Consider the following 18,656-nt stretch of genomic DNA (forward strand, 5'->3'; position numbering starts at 1 on the left):
GGGCACTCTCAGGATCCTGACGGCAAAAGATGACAGCATGATGTCGATTTTGGCCTCCAGGTGGAGGGCGGGAAACATTATGCTGAGCCTCCAGCAACAATATCGCAAAATGACATTGTCGTTAGTGTCGGTTGCAGCGATAATTACGCCATCATACCCGCGGTTGCATCAGCAATCCGACTTATTCAGGGTATAAAATATTATGCGAATCTGATCCCTTCCTCGTCGGGTTTAACGACGCGGAAGGGATTTTTTTCATCTATACCTGCCATGCTTCCGGCTGCCTGACAGCCAGAGAAAAAGAGGAAAGACTATGGTGAATAATACCTTAGGCAATGCATACGATAATTCCCTGGTTTCCAACGCGTTTGGCTTTATGCGTTTTCCGGTGAACTTTCAGCCCTACGACAGTGATGCTGAGTGGGTGATTACCGGTATTCCTTTTGATGCGGCCACCTCTGGTCGTCCGGGAAGTCGTCTGGGGCCAGGCGCCATTCGGCAAATCTCGACCAATCTGGCGTGGGAAGGCTGCCGTTGGCCGTGGAACTTCGATCTACGTCAACGTCTAAAAGTTATCGACTGTGGCGACCTGGTATATGCATTTGGCGATTCCCAGGATCTGACTGATAAACTGCAAGCGCATGCGGAGAAATTGCTGGCAAACGGTAAGCGTATGCTGACTTTCGGCGGCGATCACTACATTTCACTGCCGCTGCTGCGCGCGCATGCGAAGTATTTTGGTAAAATGGCGCTGGTGCATTTTGATGCCCACACAGACACCTACTCTAACGGCCCAACGTTTGATCACGGCACGATGTTCCATCATGCGCCAGCAGAAGGCTTGATCGATCCACAGCACTCGGTGCAAATCGGTATTCGTACCGAGTTTGATAAAGATCTAGGCTTTAATGTGCTGGACGCCGCGCAGGTTAACGATCGCGGCGTCGATGATATCCTGGCGCAGGTTAAGCAGATCGTTGGCGATCTCCCTGTTTATTTGACCTTTGACATTGATTGTCTCGATCCCGCTCATGCGCCTGGTACCGGTACGCCGGTGATCGGTGGACTGACTACGGATAAGGCACTGAAGCTGGTTCGTGGTCTGCAAGGGCTGAATATTGTGGGTATGGATCTGGTTGAGGTTGCGCCGGGTTACGATCAATCCGATCTCACTTCACTGGCCGCAGCAACTATCGCCCTTGATATGCTGCACGTTCAGGCGGTCAATAAAGGCGAATAACGGCAACGAGTTTGCGCTGTTTTTCTCTGAAAACGCCGTGGGTAACGATGTCTCGCGGCGTATTAAGGGGGCAGATGCCATGATAATGCTATGCCGATCGCCCGTATATTACCCCAACCACTCTCCCGCATTGCATTGTTCGCTTTTGTCACTACCCGCTACACTTATGGTGCGAATCCTCCAGTAGTTCATGTTGCGGCGTGGCGTACTCAACCCGCTGGCAGCCTGAAGTATGGTGGGTCTATTCAACCATTTTGACAGGAGCAAAGCCTCATGGGATTACTTGATGAAATTGTCGGTTCGCTGGGAGATAAGCCGGATGGGCAATCTGCCGGAGCCGGGCTCGTACAGCTTCAGGCCATCTGGCAATGGGTACAGGAGCAGGGGGGGATTCAGGTGTTACTGGAGAAATTTCAGCAGGGGGGATTAGGCTCTGTCCTCGGCTCCTGGTTGGGTAACGGGCAAAATCAGGCCATTGGTGGGCACGATGTGCAGTCAGCATTGGGGGAGTCAGATTTACAGTCGTTGGCGGGTAAGTTGGGAACCGATAAGCAAAGCGCTTCTGACATACTGGCACAACTGTTACCCCATCTGGTGGATAAAGCCTCACCGCAGGGCGAGATTGATCCGCAGGCGACACAAAATTCACAACTTGATCTTGGTAGCCTGGTTGACGGTATTTTTGGTAAGCGTTAACACGGCTCAGGCGGGGATATTCCCGCCTGAAATTGCGACAGTTGACGCTTATTTTTCAGCTGCGATGCGTGCTTTAATGTGCTCGGCACGTGATGCAGAGGATGGATGTGAATCGAACATGCTGCTTTGATGGCTCCCTTCCAGCTTCGCTAATTTCTCAAAGCTAGTAACCAACCCGTTTGGATTGATTTTACGTTTTTTCATCAGGTCGAAGGAATAGTCATCCGCCTGTGATTCTTGCGTTTGTGAGAATTGGGCATTGACCAGTTTCTCTCCCAGATCTCCCAACTGTGACTGTGACAGTGAGGCCGCAATGCCTCCGGCTGCGCTGGCAGCTGTCCGTGCGGCAGTAGTGGCATAAGCAAGCTGCATCGCCTTACGCGTATGCCCCAACGCAACGTGACCCATTTCATGGCCGAGGACGCCTTCAACCTCGTTATCCGTCATCATATCCATCAGGCCGCTATAGACACGAATACAGCCGTTGGCCATTGCCCAGGCATTCACATCTTTCGTCAGATATACCTTGTAATTAGCCGGAGTGCCGTTGATGTTGTCGCCAAGCGCGGCGGCGATTTTTGTCAACCTTTTGGCGTATTCACTGTTAGCGGGTGCAATTTGCGCCTCGCTGTCCATTTGCTGGCAGGATTTATTGCTCAGCTCTTTTACCTGTTCGTCATTTAACGTTACCGCCTGAAAAGCCTGCGCGCCCGACTGCATTAACGAGTTCGCATCAAAGTTTTGGCAGCCAGAGAGTAAAGAGGTCAGCGTAAGCGCTAAAAAAGAGGTACGTATTTTCATTCTATTTTATCCCACCATGGTAACAAGGCCATAAAAACCAACCTTTAGCAAAGCCCGTTCGCTAAAGGTTTGCAGAGAACCTGGATTTTATAGCGGTTTAAATGTGCGATGCATAGCGGCCATGGTCTTAAAGCACTAAATGCGCGTGAATTTAGCACCTCGCGCCATGTACATTTCACCTGTTTTTCATGTACATTGATGGTCGACTTTACTTTGACTTTGCCTGATAACTAATTAATTTCAATAGGTTAAATAGGGTAAAGCGCATAAATCCTATCTGGAGTGAATCATGTCTTCTCGTAAAGAGCTTGCCAACGCCATTCGCGCATTAAGTATGGATGCCGTACAAAAAGCGAAATCCGGTCATCCGGGTGCACCAATGGGCATGGCGGATATCGCTGAAGTGCTGTGGCGTGACTACCTAAACCATAACCCAACTAACCCTCTGTGGGCTGACCGCGACCGTTTTGTTCTTTCCAACGGCCATGGTTCGATGCTGATCTACAGCTTGTTGCACCTCACGGGTTATGATCTGCCGATTACAGAGCTGGAAAATTTCCGTCAGTTGCATTCTAAAACGCCGGGTCATCCGGAATATGGTTATACCGCGGGTGTTGAAACCACTACCGGGCCATTGGGTCAGGGTATTGCGAATGCGGTCGGTTTTGCTATCGCGGAGCGCACGTTGGCGGCGCAGTTCAACCGCCCGGGCCATGATATCGTTGACCATAATACCTACGTATTCATGGGCGATGGCTGCATGATGGAAGGTATTTCTCATGAAGTGTGCTCGCTGGCCGGTACCCTGAAGCTGGGCAAACTGGTTGCGTTCTACGACGATAATGGCATCTCTATTGATGGTGAAATTGAAGGGTGGTTCACCGACGACACCGCGAAGCGTTTTGAATCCTACGGCTGGCATGTTGTTCGTGGTATTGATGGACACGACGCGGATGCGATTAAAAAAGCAATTGAAGAAGCGAAAAGCGTTAGCGACAAGCCTTCTCTGCTGATGTGTAAAACTATTATCGGCTTTGGCTCGCCAAATAAAGCGGGCTCGCATGATGCGCACGGCGCCCCTCTTGGCGACGACGAGATCGCGCTGACGCGTAAGCAACTGGGCTGGAACTACCCGCCGTTCGTGATCCCGAAAGAAATCTATGCAGAATGGGATGCGAAAGCACAGGGCCAGGCGAAAGAGTCAGCCTGGGACGAGAAGTTTGCTGCCTATGCCAAAGCACACCCTGAACTGGCTGCCGAGTTTAAACGCCGTAGCGTGAATGCGCTGCCGGAAAACTGGCAGGCGGAGTCGCAGAAGTTTATTGAGCATCTGCAGGCAAACCCAGCGAAAATCGCTAGCCGTAAAGCTTCGCAAAATACGATTGAAGCTTTCGGTAAACTGTTGCCAGAATATTTGGGGGGCTCAGCTGACCTGGCTCCAAGTAACCTGACGATGTGGTCTGGCTCTAAACCAATCAATGAAGACAGTGCCGGTAACTATATCCACTATGGCGTGCGTGAGTTTGGTATGACCGCTATTGCTAACGGTCTTGCTCTGCACGGTGGTTTCCTGCCTTACACCGCCACGTTCCTGATGTTTGTAGAATACGCACGTAACGCTGTGCGTATGGCTGCGCTGATGAAAATTCGTCAGGTGATGGTATACACCCATGACTCTATTGGGCTGGGTGAAGATGGTCCAACCCATCAGCCGGTTGAACAGCTTGCCAGCCTGCGCGTTACGCCAAATATGAGTACCTGGCGTCCGTGTGATCAGGTCGAATCTGCCGTGGCGTGGAAATATGCCATTGAACGCCAGGATGGCCCAACGGCGTTAATCTTCTCCCGTCAGAATCTGGCTCAGCAGGATCGTACCGCTGAGCAGTTAGCAAACGTGGCGCGTGGCGCATACGTGCTGAAAGATTGTGAAGGTGGTAAGCCTGAGCTGATCCTGATTGCGACCGGTTCAGAGGTTGAACTGGCTGTTGGTGCGTACGATAAACTGACTGCTGAAGGGCGTAATGTTCGGGTGGTGTCGATGCCGTCTACGGATGCGTTTGACAAACAGGACGCGGCTTATCGTGAATCCGTGCTACCAAAAGCGGTTAGTGCTCGTGTGGCCATCGAAGCCGGTATTGCTGATTACTGGTTTAAGTACACCGGCCTGAATGGTGCGATCGTCGGTATGACCAGCTTTGGTGAATCGGCACCAGCAGAACTGCTGTTTAAAGAGTTTGGCTTCACGGTGGAAAACGTGGTAGCAAAAGCGAAAGAGCTGCTGTAATTCCCGGGAGTTCGCCTGCATGCAGGCGAACTCCGTTATATCTCTGTATGAATAACCGGGCTAAGTGCCGGAGAGATCGCCGCTAAGACGGTTTGATCTGTTCTTCAATTCTGGAGAGCGTCTCCACGATATAGGGTTCGGCAGGGCGCTTTGTGCCGGAAGCCTTATCCGTTACCGTCTGGGTGCTAAAGGGTTTAGACACACCATAAAAGCGGCCTTTTTTATTGATCGACAACGCTTCGCACTCAATTGTCCCGTCGACAAATCCATTTACGTTTATCGCGACTTCGCGACTGCGGCACAGACCGGTCAGTGAACCCGTCACTTCAATTTTATCGGCAGTGATTTCACCATCGACTTTTCCTTCAGACAGGACATAAACTGTTTTTTCAGAACGAATAATTCCTTTAATTGAACCGCTTATGTGAACATCTCCCGTTGCATTAATTTCGCCCGTTAAATGGCAACTTTCCGGGATTGTTGTTGCATCCATAGGGCTCGCCGCCTGTATTGCTGCCTCTGCGTTATCGGTGAGGTGATTGGGATCGCTGCTGCGATTATCATCGGACGGTGGGGAGGTAAAAAAGTCATTTTCAATGGACTTTATCGTATTTTCTTTACGTTTAAACATCTTCATTCCCTTGTTAAAAACAACTATTCCGAGTGTGGTAATAACGACAGTCATGGCAGAAAAAGAGGGTGCGCTCAGGCCACGCCACAATGGCAACGCATGGTTTCCTTTCAGACAGTAAGCAACCAGGCCCGCAGCCCAAATTAGCCAGACAAACCAAAGAAGGTTGTAATTCATATCCCTGTTCTGTTAACAACGCAGAGTGCGCAGTTCCGCTATCCGTTCGGCAGAAACAATCTCCAGCTGACGTGATCTATTTCCTTAATTTACCCCTCATACTTCAGAATTGCTGATGACCTCTGACCGTATGAATCGGGGCGAGTATAGCCTACTATGAACGATTATCTTATTGAGCGTTTTTTGTTCGTTCTTGTGCATTTATTGTGATCTTCGTCAGAACTTTATCGTGCTATTGATCTGTCTCATTCCAATTATTCCTGATTACTATTATTCTGGCTGAACCGTTTCAGTTGTTGTTTGCGCGGCAGCTGTGACGAATGTTGTTGCGAGAGAATTCCCTGTACAAATAGAAACGCGTGGCCCAGGCTATTGCCTCGTTTATTTCATGGATTCTGATGCAGGAGTGATATGACCGTTCGTATTGCTATTAACGGCTTTGGTCGCATCGGGCGTAATGTGCTACGTGCACTGTACGAAACCGGGCGCCGGGCAGAAATAACAGTGGTTGCCATCAATGAGTTAGCGGAAGCCTCAGGCATGGCACATCTGCTGAAATATGATACCAGCCATGGCCGTTTTGCATGGGATGTCCGGCAAGAGCGTGATTTATTGTGGATAGGGGAAGATACCCTGCGTATCCTGCACCATGCCGAAATCGCCGATTTGCCCTGGCGCGAATTGAACGTGGATGTGGTGCTGGATTGCACCGGTGTCTATGGCAGCCGGGAAGATGGCGAAGCGCATCTCCAGGCGGGTGCGAAGAAGGTGCTGTTTTCTCATCCCGGAGGCAATGACCTTGATGCAACGGTGGTTTTTGGCGTCAATGAAGCTACCCTCAAACGCAATGATCGCATCGTATCCAATGCCTCTTGCACCACCAACTGCATTATTCCGATCATCAAGTTGCTGGATGATGCTTTCAGCATTGAATCGGGCACGGTCACCACGATTCACTCCGCCATGCACGATCAGCAAGTGATCGATGCTTATCATTCGGATTTACGTCGTACGCGCGCGGCCAGCCAGTCTATTATTCCCGTTGATACGCGGCTTGCTGCCGGCATTACCCGGTTTTTTCCGAAATTTAACGATCGGTTTGAAGCCATTGCCGTGCGAGTGCCAACGATCAACGTGACGGCGATTGACCTGAGCGTTAGCGTACGTGAATCGGTGAGCGCAAATGACGTTAACGGCTTACTGCAAAACGCGGCAGAAGGGGCATTTAGTGGTATAGTTGACTATACGGAATTGCCGTTAGTCTCAATTGATTTTAACCATGATCCGCACAGTGCCATAGTGGATGGTACGCAAACGCGGGTCAGCGGTCAGCACCTGATTAAAACCTTAGTCTGGTGCGATAACGAATGGGGCTTTGCTAACAGAATGCTCGACACCACGTTAGCAATGGCCGCAAGCGGTTTCAGGTAAGGCGCGGTTTGCGCCTGGCAAAACTTAAGAGAATCAACGAGAGGGTTCACCATGTCTGTAATTAAGATGACCGATCTGGATCTTGCTGGTAAACGTGTTCTGATCCGTGCGGATTTAAACGTGCCAGTCAAAGAAGGGAAAGTGACGTCGGATGCACGTATCCGTGCTTCTTTGCCCACAATCGAAAAGGCTTTGCAGCAGGGCGCTAAAGTGATGGTGACATCTCACCTGGGACGCCCAGTTGAAGGTGAATATAGCGAAGAGTTTTCTCTGTTGCCTGTGGTTAATTACCTGAAAGATAAATTAGGTGCAGATAACGTTTCTTTGGCGAAAGATTACCTGGACGGTGTTGAACTGACCGCTGGTAAGCTGGTTGTGCTGGAAAACGTGCGTTTTAACAAGGGTGAGAAAAAAGACGACGAAGCCCTCTCCAGGAAATACGCTGCGCTGTGCGATGTATTCGTGATGGATGCCTTTGGTACCGCGCACCGCGCACAGGCTTCAACTCACGGTGTTGGCAAGTTTGCTCCGGTTGCCTGTGCTGGCCCGCTGCTGTCAGCAGAGCTGGAAGCCCTGGGTAAAGCATTGAAAACCCCTGCACGTCCAATGGTTGCCGTGGTGGGGGGCTCTAAAGTGTCCACTAAATTTGATGTGTTGCAATCGCTGGTCAATATCGCTGATACCGTTATCGTTGGCGGCGGCATTGCGAATACATTTGTTGCTATCGACAACAACGTCGGTAAATCTCTGTATGAACCGGATTTTGTGGCGGCGGCGAAAAAGCTGCGTGATGAGCATGGTATTCCCGTACCAACTGATTCTCGCGTAGGTACGGAATTCTCTGAAACAGCCCCGGCAACGGTGAAAAAGGTTTCTGAAGTTGCAGACGATGAAGAGATCATGGACTTCGGTGACGACACCGCGCTGGCTATGGCGAAATTGCTGAAAGAAGCAAAAACCATTCTATGGAATGGCCCGGTTGGCGTATTTGAGTTCCCTAATTTCCGTAAAGGTACTGAAATCATTGCCAATGCTATCGCCGACAGCGAAGCATTTTCCATTGCCGGTGGCGGTGATACGCTGGCGGCGATCGATCTGTTTGGTATCGAAGATAAAATCTCCTACATCTCAACCGGCGGCGGTGCCTTCCTTGAGTTTGTAGAAGGTAAAGTCTTACCAGCGGTTGCCATGCTGGAAGAGCGTGCAAAGCAGTAAGTCACTTTTGAGGCGGGGCAGTTTTCCCGCTATCACGCTTGTCCTCGCCTGTCGAGGTAAGCTGAACCGACTTCTTTTTCCCGTTGCCGAAAGGTGAGGGCCAATGAAACAGGACAAAAAGCATGTCTAAAATTTTTGATTTCGTAAAACCTGGCGTTGTCACCGGTGATGATGTTCAGAAAATTTTTAAAATCGCGAAAGAAAACAAATTCGCTCTGCCAGCGGTAAACTGCGTGGGTACCGATTCCATTAACGCAGTGTTGGAAACGGCTGCGAAAGTGAAAGCGCCGGTTATTATTCAGTTCTCTAACGGCGGTGCCGCATTTATCGCTGGTAAAGGCCTGAAATCTGATAAGCCGCAGGCAGCGGCTATCCTGGGAGCTATCTCAGGTGCGCATCACGTACATCAGATGGCTGAACACTATGGCGTTCCCGTCATTCTGCACACTGACCACTGCGCGAAAAAATTGCTGCCGTGGATCGACGGTCTGCTGGATGCCGGTGAAGCGCATTTTGCCAAAACCGGTAAGCCGCTGTTCTCTTCTCATATGATCGACCTGTCAGAAGAGTCACTGGAAGAAAATATCGAAATCTGTAGTAACTATCTGGCACGCATGGCGAAAATCAACATGACGCTGGAAATCGAACTGGGTTGCACCGGTGGTGAAGAAGATGGCGTAGATAACAGCCATATGGACAGCTCTGCGTTGTACACCCAACCGGAAGACGTTGACTATGCGTATGAAAAACTGAACGCTATTAGTCCACGTTTCACCATTGCCGCATCATTCGGCAACGTACACGGTGTTTACAAGCCTGGTAACGTGCAACTGACGCCAAAAATTCTGCATAACTCCCAGGAATTTGTCAGCAAGAAGCATGGCTTGCCGCATAACTCGCTGGATTTCGTTTTCCACGGTGGTTCCGGTTCTTCTGCTGCTGAGATTGAAGAATCTATCAGCTACGGTGTGATCAAAATGAATATCGATACCGATACTCAATGGGCAACCTGGGACGGTATCCTGCAGTATTACAAAAAGAACGAAGGTTATCTGCAAGCACAACTGGGCAACCCGGAAGGCGAAGATAAACCGAATAAGAAATACTACGATCCACGCGTTTGGTTGCGTTCAGCTCAGGCTTCAATGATTGTGCGCCTGGAGCAAGCATTCAAAGAATTGAATGCGGTAGACGTGCTTTAATCTCGTGATGTGCAAAAAAGGCCCTTCGGGGCCTTTTTTTATCAAGTAGTGTCGCTGGCACGAGCTTTTATCACTTCAGATTACGATTACGAATCATCTCTGTGAGTTGCTTAAGCCCGGGATGAACCTGCCTGCGACTGGGGTAATACATCACAATGGGTTCACCCAGCGTTGCCCATTCAGGCATTACGACCTCCAGTTCCCCGCGTGCGATAAACGGTTGTGCGTATAGCTCTAAACAATACGCAAGGCCGACTCCCCCCAGCGCAGCATCAATCACCATATCAGTTTCATTAACCGTCAGTGAACCAGGAACGTCTAACTGGCACGCATTACTGCCATTGCCTAACTCCCACTTATAAATAACCTCATCGCCTATGCGCATGCGAACACAGTCATGGTTAAGCAGGTCGGCTGGCGTATTCGGCCGGCCGCGTCGGCGTAAATAGTCCGGGGAGGCGACGATGACCCACTTAAGTTTCTTTGTCAGCGGCATCGCGATCATATCGCGCGGTACGCTTTCACCGTAACGGACGCCAGCGTCATACCCGCTACTGACGATGTCGACCAACTTATCTTCGACGGTGATTTCCAGCTGTACTTTTGGGTATGCCGCCGTATACTGCGCCAGAATCGGGCCAAAAAGCAGGCGTGATGCATCCCGCGGGATATTAATACGCAATCGCCCTACCGGGGATTCGCGGTACTGTTCCAGCCGGGCTAGTGCGCTATTAATAAAGTTGAAACCCGTCTCCAAATGTTCTACCAGTGCCAAACCGGCTTCGGTAGGAGCAACCGACCGGCTCGAACGGTTAAGTAACTTCACGCCGAGTCGCTCTTCCAGCCCGCGAATGGCATGGCTCACTGCCGAGGTGGAAACCCCCAGCTCCGCCGCCGCTAGCCTGAAGCTTTTCCGTCGACACACGGCGGTAAATACGTTCAAATCCGCTAACTCACTGCGCGTCAGTGAAGGCATGTCCTACTTACTCCCCATAGCGTCGATGCCCCTTTCGCCGTCATAGCGTGGGGGGTAAATGCGTAATATCTCAAGGGACCGTTGAAAATAGTTCAACGATAGATGAGGTATACTCTACCTTAAACCCTCCCGGAGCATAATATATGACTATTGAAACCCTTCAGATTCCAGGTATTCCTCAGCCAGTATCCCGAATTGCATTAGGAACATGGGCCATTGGTGGTTCGATGTGGGGCGGAGCGGATGATGGACAGTCGATCGCAACCCTGCGTCAGGCAGTTGATCAGGGAATTAACCTGATTGATACCGCACCGGTATATGGATTAGGGCACTCTGAATCTGTGGTCGGTAAAGCGCTGGAAGGTATTCGCGAGCGCGTAGTGATTGCCACTAAAGTGACACTGGACTGGGATAAGGACGGTAAGATCGTGCGTAATTCTTCTCCGGCACGTATTCGTGCAGAGGTAGAAGATTCACTGCGCAGGTTGCGCACTGATTATATCGATCTCTATCAGGTGCACTGGCCTGATCCGCTGGTGGCGATTGAGGAAACTGCCGCCGAGATGGAAAAATTAAAGCAGGAAGGCAAAATTCTTGCGATCGGTGTGAGTAACTACTCGCTTGAGCAAATGGAGAAGTTCCGTTCTGCTGCATCGCTAGCCACGTTACAACCGCCATATAACCTGTTTGAACGTGATGCAGAGAACGACCTGTTTGCTTATGCCCAACAGCATCAGTTGGTCGTGCTGGCATATGGTGCCCTGTGTCGTGGCCTGCTTTCTGGCCGTATGCAGCAGGATACCACCTTCGATAACGATGACTTGCGTAGCTTCGATCCTAAATTCCAGGCACCCCATTTTGGACATTACCTTGCCGCGGTTGAAGAGCTGAAGCAGCTAGCTCATGAACGTTACGGGAAAAGTATTCTGGCCCTTGCAATTCGCTGGGTATTGGATAATGGCCCGACCATCGCGTTGTGGGGCGCCCGTCGTCCGGAACAGCTCCAGGGCGTTAATGATGCTTTTGGCTGGCGTTTGACGGCGCAGGATATGGCGGATATTGACGCGATTCTGACTCGTCATATTCCTCAGCCGATTGGACCAGAATTTATGGCACCACCGGTACGTAAGAACTGATTATTTAACGATTATCTACCCTTATTACCTGCATAAACCGGGGCGTTCGCAGCAGAACACCCCGGTTTTTCGTTCGTATACTTTTAACTGAAACATACTTATGACATTGACTGAACAACAACTCTCGCCGGATGAACCGGTTCTTGATCAATCTACGGACAGCTATCAGCCGGGTTATCGTAAAGCGCTGTTTGCCTTGGGGATGGGGGGATTTGCGATTGGTACCGGCGAATTTGTCATTATGGGGCTACTCCCCGATGCGGCAAAAGGACTTAATATCAGCATACCCGATGCCGGACACTTAATTAGCATCTATGCGTTGGGTGTTGTTATTGGTGCTCCCCTGCTGGCGGTACTGGGCGCACGCTGGCCTCGCCGCAACTTTTTGATGATCCTGATGGGATTGTTCTCCATTGGTAATTTACTCAGCAGCTATGCGCCAACGTTTATGACGATGGCGGCCGCCCGTTTTATGGCGGGCTTTCCGCACGGCGCTTTTTTCGGCGTAGCTGCATTGGTGGCAGCCAGTCTGGTCGATCGGCGGCGGCGTACTCAAGCCGTTGCGATGGTGTTGATGGGATTGACGGTTGCCACACTGCTGGGTGTACCGATGGTGGCGGCGATTGGCCAATTGTTTGGCTGGCGTTCGGCTTTTGCCATTGTTGGCGCACTCGGCGTGCTGACGATGTTGCTGGTGTATCTGTGGGTGCCCTATCAACCGGGAGATAAGTCGGCCAGTCCGCTGCGTGAATTGTCTGCGTTTAAACGCAAACAGGTATTGCTGACGTTGGGGATTGGTGCCATCGGAACCGGCGGCCTGTTTTCTGTTTTCAGCTATGTGAAGCCCGCCATGCTGGAACTGGCTCATTTACCGGAAAGTCTTATTCCCGTGGTTCTGGCACTTTTTGGCGTGGGCATGATTAGTGGCAACATTATCGGCGCGAAGTTGGGCGATCGGGCAATGGAGCCGACTATCCGCCGGGTGCTTATTTGGGCTGCGTTAATTCTGGGGGCTTACACCTTTACCGCACATAGCGCGTGGATAGGGCCGATAAATATTCTGCTGATTGGCACTATCGTTGCGCTCTCTGCGGTATTACAGACGCGTTTAATGGATGTTGCCGGAGATGCACAAACGCTGGCGGCAGCAATGAACCACTCCGCATTTAATGTTGCCAACGCATTGGGAGCATGGTTGGGGGGGATCACCATCTCTGCCGGTATGGGCTGGTCCTCGACCGGTTGGGTTGGCGCATTGCTGGCGATAGGTGGGTTGCTTATTCATGGATGGGCGTTAGCCGACAGCCGTAAGCAACGTTAAGAATCCGGGCATCAGCGACTCACGCTGATGCCCTGTGCTAATGATAACAACAGGAATATCAACAGGTGAAACTCACGTTAGCGATGGCTGAATCCATTATTGCCGAAGCCAGAGCATTTATTGCGAAGCACAACTATCCGCCGGTTTGTATCAGCATTCTTGATGATGCCGCGCACCCGTTAGCTTTTATACGGATGGATGGAACATTTCTGGCGACCATCGATATTGCGCAGCGTAAAGCTAAGACGGCAGCGTTGTTTCAGGACGATAGCCATTGTGTTGGCGCCAATTTTATTCCGGGTGCGCCAGCTTACTCGCTTGAGAACAGCAATGGCGGGTTAATAGGAATAGGTGGCGGCGTGGTGATTTATGATAAGCAGCAGCGCTTTCTCGGCGCGATTGGTGTTTCTGGCGCAACGATGGAACAGGATCTGGATATTGCCCGGGCTGCTGTGAAAGTGGCGCTGTTGTAACTTTTTGTCATAAAAAAATATCCGCATCAATAGACAAGCCAGCATTGCCGCTGGCTTGTTTCGTTACAGGCCCCCGCCTCATACCGATTTGGCAGTACACCGATTTTTGAGTACGCTTCACCGAGGGTTGTCAGAATTTACTGACAATATGAGGTCATTTCCCGTTGGGGTTCACTATAGGGTTACTATATGGAAGATTTAAACGTGGTCGATGGTATTAACAACGCGGGCGGTTGGCTGGTGCGTAACCAGGCGTTGCTGCTCAGTTATGTGGTCAATATCGTGGCCGCGATTGTCATTATCGTTATTGGCTTTATTGTGGCGCGCGTAGTTTCGAATGGCATTAACAAGCTGTTAGTCGCGAGAAAGCTTGATGCAACGGTCGCTGATTTCCTCTCCGCACTGGTTCGTTATGGCATCATTGCTTTTACCCTGATCGCTGCGTTAGGTCGTGTTGGAGTGCAAACAGCGTCAGTCATCGCCGCGTTGGCAGCCGCCGGTTTTGCGGTTGCTCTTGCACTGCAAGGCTCTATGTCGAACCTGGCCGCAGGGGTTTTATTGGTGACCTTCCGTCCGTTCCGTACCGGTGAGTATGTCGATCTGGGTGGGGTGAGCGGTACCGTAATCAACGTGCAGATTTTCTCGACTACGCTGCGCAGCGCTGATGGCTGTATTGTTGTTGTGCCAAACGGCAAAATCATCGCAGGCAATATTATTAACTACTCGCGTGAGCCAGTACGCCGCAATGAGTTCACGATTGGAGTGGCCTATGATGCGGATGTGGATGAAGTGAAGCAACTGCTGCTTGATGTGGTGAAAGCCGATGATCGGGTTATTCAGGATCGAGGTATTCTGATTGGGCTGAAAGAAATGGCACCCTCATCACTAAACTTTGTGGTGTACTGCTGGAGCAAAAGCAGTGACTTGCAAAGCGTTTACTGGGACCTGATGGCCAATTTCAAACGGACCCTGGACAGTAAAAATATTGGCATCCCTTATCCACAAATGGATGTGCACTTGCATCACAATAAATCCGCTGAACAGACGCCAGCTACACCTGAGATTCCGCGTACTGAAGCCTAATCATGGCGGGCCAGAATTACATGGTCGGTACATTAGTTTGGTTAATGGTGCATTAAATTTTAAAGTTTCCGCTAATAATTAATTCCCGGTAAACTCCCCGGCATCGGATTAAATGTCGGGGGCATACTGTGTTAATAGTTTATTTTCAAGGCATTATGTTGGGTGCTGCGCTTATCATGCCGCTTGGACCACAAAATGCGTTTGTCATGAATCAGGGGATAAAGCGGCAGTATCACTTGATGACAGCGAGTCTGTGCACGTTGAGTGATGTCATGCTAATTTGCGCAGGTATCTTCGGTGGAAGTGCCCTCCTGCATCAGTCACTCCTGTTGCTGAACATTATTACATGGGGTGGGGTGGCGTTTCTATTATGGTACGGCTGGAGCGCATTACGTGCTGCTGTAAGTGGCGATATTGCGATCGCGGACGAAACGATCCTGATACCAGGACGCTGGCGTATTATTTTCACCATGCTGGCAGTGACCTGGCTGAACCCGCATGTTTATCTGGACACATTTGTGGTGCTGGGCAGCCTGGGAGGACAACTCCCGGCTGAAGCAAGGCGATGGTTCGCTCTGGGTACGATCAGCGCCTCTGCTCTGTGGTTCTTTGGTTTAGCGCTTCTGGCGTCCTGGCTCTCACCACGGCTACGCAGGCATAATGCTCAGCGCATTATAAATATGCTTGTGGGATTGGTGATGTGGGGGATTGCCGTCCGACTGGCCCTTCAGAGTATTGCTGGGCTTCATTGATGTAATGGATTATTTGAGTCGGATTACTGGCCTGCCAACGATATCAGGTAGAGTAAAATCGATGAGTAAAAAGAACTTTTGTCGGAAAGAAAACTCAGAGAAGCACGCATATTGACGTTTAACGTAATTCGCTATGCTTGACGTTGCCTGGGTCGGCTGACCGTTTGGAGTATGCCGATGCGGTTAGGCTATCGAAGGGCGAGTAATACACTGAGCTGTATTTGCCGTAGCTGTTTTCAGAGTAAACAGAATCTTAATATGTCTTCAAGGAGGACCTCAGGTGAAATTTAAAGCACTGGCTTTAGCCGCATTAGTGGGGAGCGCAGCATTACCGTTCGCTGCGCAGGCAGATGAGTTGCCAAATGGGCCGCATGTTGTCACGTCCGGGCAGGCGAGCGTTGATGCTACGCCGGATATTGCGACGCTGTCTATTGAGGTTAATGTTTCGTCAAAAGATGCAGCAGAAGCCAAAAAACAGGCAGATACGCGGGTGGCTCAGTATTTTGACTTCCTGCAAAAAAATGGCATTGAGAAAAAAGATATCGATGCAGCCAATTTGCGCACTCAGCCTGAGTATGATTACACCAAAGAAGGGAAATCAATACTTAAAGGTTACCGTGCAGTACGCCAGGTTGAGGTTACCCTGCGTCAGTTAGATAAATTAAACGATCTGCTGGATGGCGCACTCAAGTCAGGTTTGAATGAAATTGGTTCTGTTGAGTTGGGTGTGGCCAACCCGGATGCCTATAAAGATAAGGCGCGTAAAGCGGCTATTGATAATGCAACACAGCAGGCTGCGGTGCTGGCGGAAGGTTTTAATGCGAAGCTGGGCCCGGTTTACAGTATTCGCTACCACGTAGCGAACTACCAACCGATGCCGATTGCCCGTATGTATAAATCCGCTGATGCAGCGCCCATGGCATCTGCTGCTGAAACCTATGAAAAACAGAGCATCCATTTTGACGATAAAGTGGATGTAGTGTTCGAAATCCAGCGTAATCAATAACGCTGCCAGAGCGGGCGGCTGACAAAATATTTTTTCGTCACAAGCCCGCCAGCCCGAGTTGTTTGGGCATTGGCGCCTGCGTTATCTTTTTGCTTAAGCCGGGAATTTCCGGCTTTTTTTATGCTGTATCCTGGCGGAGTACGCGGTGACCATGTGCTAAGAGGGCATCGGTTACTCTGCGCATCAGACGGCTCTCCGGGGCAAAACGATGCCAGTAAAGCATGCGGCGCTGCAGCAGACCTGGTGTCAGGTCGATCAGTTCGCCGCTGGCTAACTCTTTTTCTATCTGCAAATGCGGGATCATACAGCAGGTTGACCCCTGGCGTGCCAGCTGCACGAATGCCTCTGAAGAGTTAACGATATGGCAAGGGACGCTACCGGGAGAAAGGTCAAAATTTTGCTGCAGAAAAGCCTGGTGCATATCATCAAGGTGGTCGAAAGCAACGGCTGGCGCTTTAAGTAACGCGGAGCGGGTGACCCCGTTTGGGAAATAACGGTCAGCAAAGTCTTTCGAACCAACAAACAAATAGTCCAGTGCACCTAAACGATCAACCAGGCAGCTTGGCAGCGGCTGTGGTTGAATACTAACCGCACCAACGACTTCACCACGGCGCAGGCGTTCCTGGGTGCGGGTTTCATCCTCAACCTGGAGATTAAGCCGTACCGGCGAGTCAGTGAGGACCGTTTTTAGCGCAGGCAGCAGCCATGTAGCAAGGCTGTCGGCGTTGACCGCTAGCGACAGCAGTAGCGGCGTAGTCCCACCGTTCTCATCGCCCAGCCACTCTTCTTCCAGTAACTCGACCTGATGTAGTAACGCCAGCAGTTTCTGTCCCTGTTCGGTTGGCCGTGGCGGTACGGTTCGAACCAGTAGGGGCTGGCCAAACATATTTTCCAGCTGTTTGATCCGCTGTGAAACGGCAGATTGGGTAATACACAGCTTTTGCGCGGCACGCTCAAAACCGCGTTCGCGAATCACAGAATCCAGCGCCTGAAGCGTTCGATAATCCGGGCGTTTCATTAGTTTTTATATCCTCCTTCAGCGATGGTGTCTGCACTATACCTTAAAAAGTTGAAGTTGCATCGGCGCGGGCCGATGGCTGACGCGAAGCGTATTTTCACACAAACCGACTTTTCAGAAGAGTGTTTAGCTAAATATGGCGCGCTAATCGCGCATCTGGCCACGTCAGTCGTTTATTCCGGCCCAGATCCTGAAGGATGATGAACCTGCAACTTGAATTATTTAGGGTATATACTAACCACACTTACGTGCAGAACAGGTTTAAAAATACCATGACGCAGGATGAACTTAAAAAAGCGGTTGGATGGGCGGCTCTGGATTATGTGAAGCCCGGTACGGTTGTGGGCGTTGGGACGGGGTCTACCGCCGCTCATTTTATCGATGCGTTGGGATCGATAAAGCATCAGATTGAAGGTGCGGTTTCCAGCTCGGAAGATTCCACGGCGAAGCTGAAGCATCTGGGCATTCAGGTGTTTGATCTGAATGAGATTGATGCATTATCGATTTATGTTGATGGCGCCGATGAAATTAACCATCAGATGGAAATGATCAAGGGGGGCGGTGCGGCGCTTACACGGGAAAAAATTATCGCGGCGGTGGCGGATACGTTCATCTGTATCGCTGACGAGTCTAAGCGTGTTGATATTTTGGGACGTTTTCCTCTACCTGTTGAGGTGATCCCGATGGCTCGCAGCTATGTTGCAAGGGAATTAGTTAAGCTGGGTGGACGACCTGAATACCGACAAAATGTAGTAACCGATAACGGTAACATCATTCTGGATGTGTATAACTTACAGATTATGGAACCGATCGCGTTAGAAAAAGCGATCAATGCTCTCGCAGGTGTTGTTACTGTTGGGTTGTTTGCTAATCGTGCTGCAGATGTTGCACTCATTGGTACTGCGTCCGGCGTTAAGGTTTATCGCGGCTAACTGTTATCAGGGAATTTTATCGCTCTGACGCAGTTGGCGTTTGACGGAGAGAATCTCCCATTTGATTGCCTGGCCGGTACAATAATTTCGATAAAAAATATCTTTTCTGCATCAGGTTAAATTTAGTGACTTATATCACATAGCTTTGACCTGATGCGCTATCGTACTGAGCAGTGAGATTGCCCCGGTATATTCTCCCGTGATGCCTGGCGTCATAACGCCGATATGCAGGCAGTAAAACAATCCTTTGTGTTGCCGCGGGCGTAATTTTTGATATTTTGG

18 protein-coding genes are annotated in these 18,656 nt (G+C 50.4%); 14 read left to right on the forward strand and 4 right to left on the reverse strand.

The window, feature by feature from the left end; translation table 11 throughout:
* Positions 1-316: 316 nt before the first annotated feature.
* The 3 genes from speB (at position 317) to J1C60_RS03595 (ending at position 1,936) form a co-directional block, all read left to right on the forward strand.
* Entirely contained in the window at positions 317-1,240 is a 924-nt protein-coding gene (gene speB / locus J1C60_RS03585) for an agmatinase (protein WP_128178352.1), read from the forward strand.
* A gap of 90 nt (positions 1,241-1,330) precedes the next feature.
* Positions 1,331-1,498, forward strand: coding sequence for a hypothetical protein (locus J1C60_RS03590; RefSeq protein ID WP_154324556.1), 168 nt, complete (start codon positions 1,331-1,333; stop codon positions 1,496-1,498).
* 15 nt (positions 1,499-1,513) lie between these two features.
* Positions 1,514-1,936: a YidB family protein gene (locus J1C60_RS03595; protein WP_128178128.1), complete on the forward strand. Its 423-nt coding sequence runs from the start codon at positions 1,514-1,516 to the stop codon at positions 1,934-1,936.
* A gap of 48 nt (positions 1,937-1,984) precedes the next feature.
* Here J1C60_RS03595 and loiP read toward each other — a convergent pair whose 3' ends face one another.
* A complete protein-coding gene (loiP, locus tag J1C60_RS03600; protein WP_128178130.1) occupies positions 1,985-2,737 on the reverse strand; it encodes a metalloprotease LoiP in 753 nt (250 codons plus the stop codon).
* A 289-nt stretch (positions 2,738-3,026) separates the two neighbouring features.
* On the opposite strand from loiP, the gene tkt reads away from it, so the two are divergent.
* A complete protein-coding gene (gene tkt, locus J1C60_RS03605; RefSeq protein WP_128178131.1) occupies positions 3,027-5,021 on the forward strand; it encodes a transketolase in 1,995 nt (664 codons plus the stop codon).
* 82 nt (positions 5,022-5,103) lie between these two features.
* Here tkt and J1C60_RS03610 read toward each other — a convergent pair whose 3' ends face one another.
* The gene (locus J1C60_RS03610; protein ID WP_128178133.1) at positions 5,104-5,829 is read right to left on the reverse strand and encodes a bactofilin family protein; all 726 of its coding nucleotides are present in this window, start codon (positions 5,827-5,829) and stop codon (positions 5,104-5,106) included.
* A 411-nt stretch (positions 5,830-6,240) separates the two neighbouring features.
* On the opposite strand from J1C60_RS03610, the gene epd reads away from it, so the two are divergent.
* The 3 genes from epd (at position 6,241) to fbaA (ending at position 9,677) form a co-directional block, all read left to right on the forward strand.
* Complete coding sequence (gene epd, locus J1C60_RS03615) at positions 6,241-7,260, forward strand: erythrose-4-phosphate dehydrogenase (protein WP_128178135.1); 1,020 nt, start codon at positions 6,241-6,243, stop codon at positions 7,258-7,260.
* Positions 7,261-7,311: 51 nt separating this feature from the next.
* On the forward strand, positions 7,312-8,475 hold the full coding sequence (gene pgk, locus J1C60_RS03620; protein ID WP_128178136.1) for a phosphoglycerate kinase: 1,164 nt from the start codon (positions 7,312-7,314) through the stop codon (positions 8,473-8,475).
* Positions 8,476-8,597: 122 nt separating this feature from the next.
* Positions 8,598-9,677 carry a class II fructose-bisphosphate aldolase gene (fbaA, locus tag J1C60_RS03625; RefSeq protein WP_128178138.1) on the forward strand — a complete coding sequence of 360 codons (1,080 nt, stop codon included), beginning with the start codon at positions 8,598-8,600 and terminating at the stop codon, positions 9,675-9,677.
* 70 nt (positions 9,678-9,747) lie between these two features.
* Here fbaA and J1C60_RS03630 read toward each other — a convergent pair whose 3' ends face one another.
* Positions 9,748-10,653, reverse strand: coding sequence for a LysR family transcriptional regulator (locus J1C60_RS03630; RefSeq protein WP_128178140.1), 906 nt, complete (start codon positions 10,651-10,653; stop codon positions 9,748-9,750).
* A 143-nt stretch (positions 10,654-10,796) separates the two neighbouring features.
* Here J1C60_RS03630 and J1C60_RS03635 point away from each other — a divergent pair, with 143 nt between their 5' ends.
* From J1C60_RS03635 to J1C60_RS03660, 6 genes are all read left to right on the forward strand, one after another.
* A complete protein-coding gene (locus J1C60_RS03635) occupies positions 10,797-11,789 on the forward strand; it encodes an aldo/keto reductase (RefSeq protein WP_128178142.1) in 993 nt (330 codons plus the stop codon).
* A 100-nt stretch (positions 11,790-11,889) separates the two neighbouring features.
* Positions 11,890-13,110 carry an MFS transporter gene (locus J1C60_RS03640; protein WP_128178144.1) on the forward strand — a complete coding sequence of 407 codons (1,221 nt, stop codon included), beginning with the start codon at positions 11,890-11,892 and terminating at the stop codon, positions 13,108-13,110.
* A 65-nt stretch (positions 13,111-13,175) separates the two neighbouring features.
* Positions 13,176-13,583 carry a GlcG/HbpS family heme-binding protein gene (locus J1C60_RS03645; RefSeq protein ID WP_206612515.1) on the forward strand — a complete coding sequence of 136 codons (408 nt, stop codon included), beginning with the start codon at positions 13,176-13,178 and terminating at the stop codon, positions 13,581-13,583.
* Positions 13,584-13,772: 189 nt separating this feature from the next.
* A complete protein-coding gene (mscS, locus tag J1C60_RS03650) occupies positions 13,773-14,666 on the forward strand; it encodes a small-conductance mechanosensitive channel MscS (RefSeq protein ID WP_128178146.1) in 894 nt (297 codons plus the stop codon).
* A gap of 128 nt (positions 14,667-14,794) precedes the next feature.
* Positions 14,795-15,418 (forward strand): arginine exporter ArgO, encoded by a 624-nt coding sequence (gene argO / locus J1C60_RS03655; RefSeq protein WP_128178148.1) that lies wholly within the window; start codon positions 14,795-14,797, stop codon positions 15,416-15,418.
* A gap of 280 nt (positions 15,419-15,698) precedes the next feature.
* Entirely contained in the window at positions 15,699-16,424 is a 726-nt protein-coding gene (locus J1C60_RS03660) for an oxidative stress defense protein (protein WP_128178150.1), read from the forward strand.
* 118 nt (positions 16,425-16,542) lie between these two features.
* Here J1C60_RS03660 and J1C60_RS03665 read toward each other — a convergent pair whose 3' ends face one another.
* Complete coding sequence (locus J1C60_RS03665; RefSeq protein ID WP_128178151.1) at positions 16,543-17,442, reverse strand: LysR family transcriptional regulator ArgP; 900 nt, start codon at positions 17,440-17,442, stop codon at positions 16,543-16,545.
* A 272-nt stretch (positions 17,443-17,714) separates the two neighbouring features.
* Here J1C60_RS03665 and rpiA point away from each other — a divergent pair, with 272 nt between their 5' ends.
* Positions 17,715-18,374, forward strand: coding sequence for a ribose-5-phosphate isomerase RpiA (rpiA, locus tag J1C60_RS03670; protein ID WP_128178153.1), 660 nt, complete (start codon positions 17,715-17,717; stop codon positions 18,372-18,374).
* The last annotated feature ends 282 nt before the right edge of the window (positions 18,375-18,656 follow it).

The sequence above is a fragment of the [Pantoea] beijingensis genome, assembly GCF_022647505.1.
Classification (GTDB): Bacteria; Pseudomonadota; Gammaproteobacteria; order Enterobacterales; family Enterobacteriaceae; genus Erwinia; species Erwinia beijingensis.

Bases quoted from the DNA above. Each gene is read 5' to 3' on its own strand.
- J1C60_RS03590 (WP_154324556.1), top strand. From the start codon at position 1,331: ATGCCGATCGCCCGTATATTACCCCAACCACTCTCCCGCATTGCATTG.
- J1C60_RS03595 (WP_128178128.1), top strand. From the start codon at position 1,514: ATGGGATTACTTGATGAAATTGTCGGTTCGCTGGGAGATAAGCCGGAT.
- loiP (WP_128178130.1), bottom strand. From the start codon at position 2,737: ATGAAAATACGTACCTCTTTTTTAGCGCTTACGCTGACCTCTTTACTC.
- tkt (WP_128178131.1), top strand. From the start codon at position 3,027: ATGTCTTCTCGTAAAGAGCTTGCCAACGCCATTCGCGCATTAAGTATG.
- J1C60_RS03610 (WP_128178133.1), bottom strand. From the start codon at position 5,829: ATGAATTACAACCTTCTTTGGTTTGTCTGGCTAATTTGGGCTGCGGGC.
- epd (WP_128178135.1), top strand. From the start codon at position 6,241: ATGACCGTTCGTATTGCTATTAACGGCTTTGGTCGCATCGGGCGTAAT.
- pgk (WP_128178136.1), top strand. From the start codon at position 7,312: ATGTCTGTAATTAAGATGACCGATCTGGATCTTGCTGGTAAACGTGTT.
- fbaA (WP_128178138.1), top strand. From the start codon at position 8,598: ATGTCTAAAATTTTTGATTTCGTAAAACCTGGCGTTGTCACCGGTGAT.
- J1C60_RS03630 (WP_128178140.1), bottom strand. From the start codon at position 10,653: ATGCCTTCACTGACGCGCAGTGAGTTAGCGGATTTGAACGTATTTACC.
- J1C60_RS03635 (WP_128178142.1), top strand. From the start codon at position 10,797: ATGACTATTGAAACCCTTCAGATTCCAGGTATTCCTCAGCCAGTATCC.
- J1C60_RS03640 (WP_128178144.1), top strand. From the start codon at position 11,890: ATGACATTGACTGAACAACAACTCTCGCCGGATGAACCGGTTCTTGAT.
- mscS (WP_128178146.1), top strand. From the start codon at position 13,773: ATGGAAGATTTAAACGTGGTCGATGGTATTAACAACGCGGGCGGTTGG.
- J1C60_RS03665 (WP_128178151.1), bottom strand. From the start codon at position 17,442: ATGAAACGCCCGGATTATCGAACGCTTCAGGCGCTGGATTCTGTGATT.
- rpiA (WP_128178153.1), top strand. From the start codon at position 17,715: ATGACGCAGGATGAACTTAAAAAAGCGGTTGGATGGGCGGCTCTGGAT.